The organism is Psychrobacter sp. (assembly GCF_035469765.1).
GTDB lineage: Bacteria > Pseudomonadota > Gammaproteobacteria > Pseudomonadales > Moraxellaceae > Psychrobacter.
On record NZ_DATIRM010000244.1, the window covers coordinates 1 to 3,691 of the forward strand.

A 3,691-nucleotide genomic window follows, 5' to 3' on the forward strand; every position below is an offset into this window, starting at 1 on the left:
CCTAAGTGACCTTTTAGGTCAAGATTGCTACCTTTCAAGTTAGCCGTCAGTTTGTAATTTGTGTTGTTTTCAGGGTCACTGATCTTACCACCACTGTATTCACCGATACCATCAGCTTTTAGTCCAGAGATACTCGTCATACCAACGTGTTTCTGACCTTTCTCTGACACGGTGCTGATAAGCTGGCCCGTGAACACACCATTTGACTCCATGATTTTAACAACGCCTTTTGGCTTGCCTTCATCATACGTCTGCCAAGTAGTATTGGCTAACGGATCAGCGGCGAATGCCATGCTTGCTAAACTGATACCAGCAACTGCTAATGTAGTTTTTGCGAATAGTTTCATAAATAGACTCCCTTCAATTAATGATTACTAGAAACGATATGTTTCTATGTCCTAAGCTTATCCTTTGCCAACAATTTTTTATTACAGCTCAATGGTACTATATTTAATTTTCGCTCATTAGTACAGAAAATACCAAATGACCAACTTACTTTCTATAAAAAATCCAGACAGCATAAGCGTTGTCTTGGCCCATTATAAGCAATTTTTAGCGTTTGCCTAGTAATTTTTTAATAGTTTATTATTTCTATAAAACCAAAACGATATCAATCAGTTACAGGAATGGATTGTCTATAATTTCGCCCGATTGGTCATCTTTTTCTTTTGACTTAGCATCATCATTACTATAGAGAGAGCGGCTTTCAAATGCGTGTAAAATCTTACTACTAAGCTCATGCAGCTGCTTTGCTTGCTCATATCCAACGTCATTTAAAACCAGATTAATGTCTCCATAAATAATAATTTTATCTTCTTGATTTTCAATAACCAGCTCACCAATTTGCATACTTTGGTGATTATTGGCAAATGGGTCAATCATTTGCTGCTCCTTTTTATAAGTAACACATTACAAAAGTTATCAAAACCACACAAATTCAGTAGTATTTAGACGATTTATGTCTGTAATTGTCCTATAAGCCATTCAAAAATAGCTACTACAAATAGCATCCAAGTAGGTTCGTCTATATTTGTTTCTGGTACATCCACAGCTTCACCAGCTTTTAGTGGCAAATTCAAGGCTTGTGCTTTGGTTTTTGCATCAAGTACTGGCAGAACATCAATACCGATTTTAGCCGTCAATTCATCAATACTAATAATCTCTATACGCTCAGATTCATCATTCGGCGCATAATACACGCCTGCTTGGTTACTTGCTGGAATATAAACAGCTTTAAAAAAATGACTCGGCACCAGCACACGCCCTGCTAACTGCTTAACTTTTTTGTCGGTAAATGCTACCCCTGTAATGGTATAAACCTCGCCATATTGCTGCGTTAAATAACGGGTCGCCGATTCAATATTGCGCCAAATATAACGATTATTGCGCGGTGACTGTGGAGCGATATTGGCGAGGCTAAAGCTATCATACTGCTGACTGCGATTTGCCATATCGCCATTAGGCGCTAGGTGTCCGCGGTCATAACCTGAGCCTGAATAGTCCGAGAGCCTGGCGCGCATCGATTGCGGTAATCGGCTTTCTTCATGAAAGCTGTCTTCACGGTCGATTTGTTTCGCCTGCTGCAAACGCTTACGATTCAGATACTCTGCTGACCATAACGGTGTACGTGACACACCAGAGTACATGACAGCGAAACCATCCATACATAGCGCTTGGGTATTATTGCTCAGCTTCGTATTGCTAAATTCAGGATACACGCCGCCATAAAATGATTGGCTACACTGTGTAAAATCATCGGCATGTGCCGTTGATACGCTTAAAACGGTAGCGATTATTACCATTATCGTGCTGTTTTTCAGATTAACTCCATGCTTAAAAACACTTCTCATGCAACTTTCAACCATTTATGCTTGCTATTAGGTATGCTCTATCCTAGCAGGCGTCTACCAATAAAGAAAGATGATGCGCAAACCGTGACATTTTAAATGCTATCCGCTATACTAAGTCCTGCAAAAATCAGTGCCTGTGTGCTCTATACAGGATCTAAACGCTTGAGGCCTAAATCAGATTTGCAATCAATAATCTGTGCAGTATTTAAGTCAGCAGGACTAAAAACGGTGAAGTGGGTGAGTGGCTGAAACCGCACGCCTGGAAAGTGTGTATACGTTAATCGCGTATCGAGGGTTCGAATCCCTCCTTCACCGCCAATCTTATTTATACTCTGTTTTCCTATCTTTTACCACTCTCTCCTAAATACCTTTCAGATCTCTTAAAACAGAATCTGTAGTTTTTCTGTGCTTGTGATTTTTAAGAGTCTTTTCTAGCACTTCCCCACAGTTATATTCGCTTTATTAAATTAATTCTTTAATCTTTAACCAAGCTAATTTACTTTCCGAATTTGGCTGTTAGCTTACTCTCAACCTACCTCTGTTGGTAACAACAATAAGACGTTATCTCCAAATGGGATACGCTATCATGGCAGCAATCCGTCGCTTATTAGATACCTAATTAGCATCTAAATAGTGCTTCAAACAAGAGCCGCATAGAAGACTCAGTGAATACATTGCCCTTAAATAATCGTGTACCCATGCTAAAAAATCCAACCGTATTGTTGCGAGTTATATTAATCATTAGTGGCGGTACTATGATGGTCCACTGCGCGATTTTAATGGCAGTTGGTAAGATTGATTTTGGCTCTGTTATGCCTTTCTTATTGGGCATGGTGTTCGTTGCTCATGGCATTTTTTGGCATACTATAAAAAGGCTTATCCGCCAAAACCGTTGGTTAAGCCGCCTTTGGTATGCACTATGGATACTATTTTTTATTTGGCTAATCAGCTTTGGCGTTTTCGTTTATGCATTACAGCAACAGATTAAACAAAGTGCTAAACCCATACCTGACGTCGCTGCCATCATTGTGCTCGGGTCAGGTACAGTCGCAGGTAAACCGACGCCAACCCTTGCCAAACGTTTGGATACTGCCGCTCCTATTATTAACTCACAGGAAAATGCGCAGGTCATCACTAGTGGTGGTATGGGTTTTGGTCAGACATATAGCGAAGCCAATATCATGGCAAACTATTTACATGAAACGTATGACATACCTCTTAAACGTATCGTGCAAGAAGGTAAGAGCACGAGCACAGCAGAGAATCTTATTTATAGCCAAGAAATATTAGCGGCAAAAGGTATTTCTATTGCCACGCCAATTGCTATCGTGACCAGTGACTTTCATATTATTCGCGCCGAAAGTATCGCTCGGCATCAAGGCTATTTGCAACCTATGATGCTCGCTAGCTCCACGCCACTATCCATTCGCTATAACGCGTGGTTTCGTGAGTACTTTGCCTTTATTAGCGGCTGGTTATTTGGCGAATATTAGGGCGTGTCCTCATTTTAAAAATGGAGATAAAAATGAGATAAATGGCAGTCAAACAAGGGAAATAGCGCGGTTAATATCGGGATATTACCCAGCTATTTGACGATGTTTGACAAAATTTAGCCATTTTTAGCCCACTTAGATGTCCATCGATTGAATTGAGGACACGCCCTAGTTAAATATACTCACCAATATTATGAGCTTGAAAGGGGCAGCTGACATGAACCCGCACCTTGCGTGGTGACCGTCACTACTGCGCCAGTTAGCGCAAACAGCTGTTGCAACTGGGTTTGTGCATTTTCTAGTGCCATCGTCATCACATCACCGCGGCAAGCGCGTTCAAGCACTTCT

General features: G+C 40.8%; 4 protein-coding genes and 1 tRNA gene. 2 read left to right on the forward strand and 3 right to left on the reverse strand.

Features of this window, described 5'->3' with window-relative positions:
* The 3 genes from VLN09_RS06965 to VLN09_RS06975 all read right to left on the reverse strand — a co-directional run.
* The coding region (locus VLN09_RS06965; RefSeq protein ID WP_325244988.1) for a DUF2147 domain-containing protein at positions 1-347 on the reverse strand (347 nt) is incomplete at its 3' end.
* Between the two features lie 271 nt (positions 348-618).
* The gene (locus VLN09_RS06970) at positions 619-882 is read right to left on the reverse strand and encodes a hypothetical protein (protein ID WP_325244990.1); all 264 of its coding nucleotides are present in this window, start codon (positions 880-882) and stop codon (positions 619-621) included.
* A gap of 74 nt (positions 883-956) precedes the next feature.
* Positions 957-1,802, reverse strand: coding sequence for a DNA/RNA non-specific endonuclease (locus tag VLN09_RS06975; protein ID WP_325244992.1), 846 nt, complete (start codon positions 1,800-1,802; stop codon positions 957-959).
* A 275-nt stretch (positions 1,803-2,077) separates the two neighbouring features.
* Between VLN09_RS06975 and VLN09_RS06980 the strand changes: the two genes are divergently transcribed.
* Positions 2,078-2,168 (forward strand) — tRNA-Ser (locus VLN09_RS06980).
* Positions 2,169-2,605: 437 nt separating this feature from the next.
* Entirely contained in the window at positions 2,606-3,343 is a 738-nt protein-coding gene (locus VLN09_RS06985; RefSeq protein WP_414709101.1) for a YdcF family protein, read from the forward strand.
* The last annotated feature ends 348 nt before the right edge of the window (positions 3,344-3,691 follow it).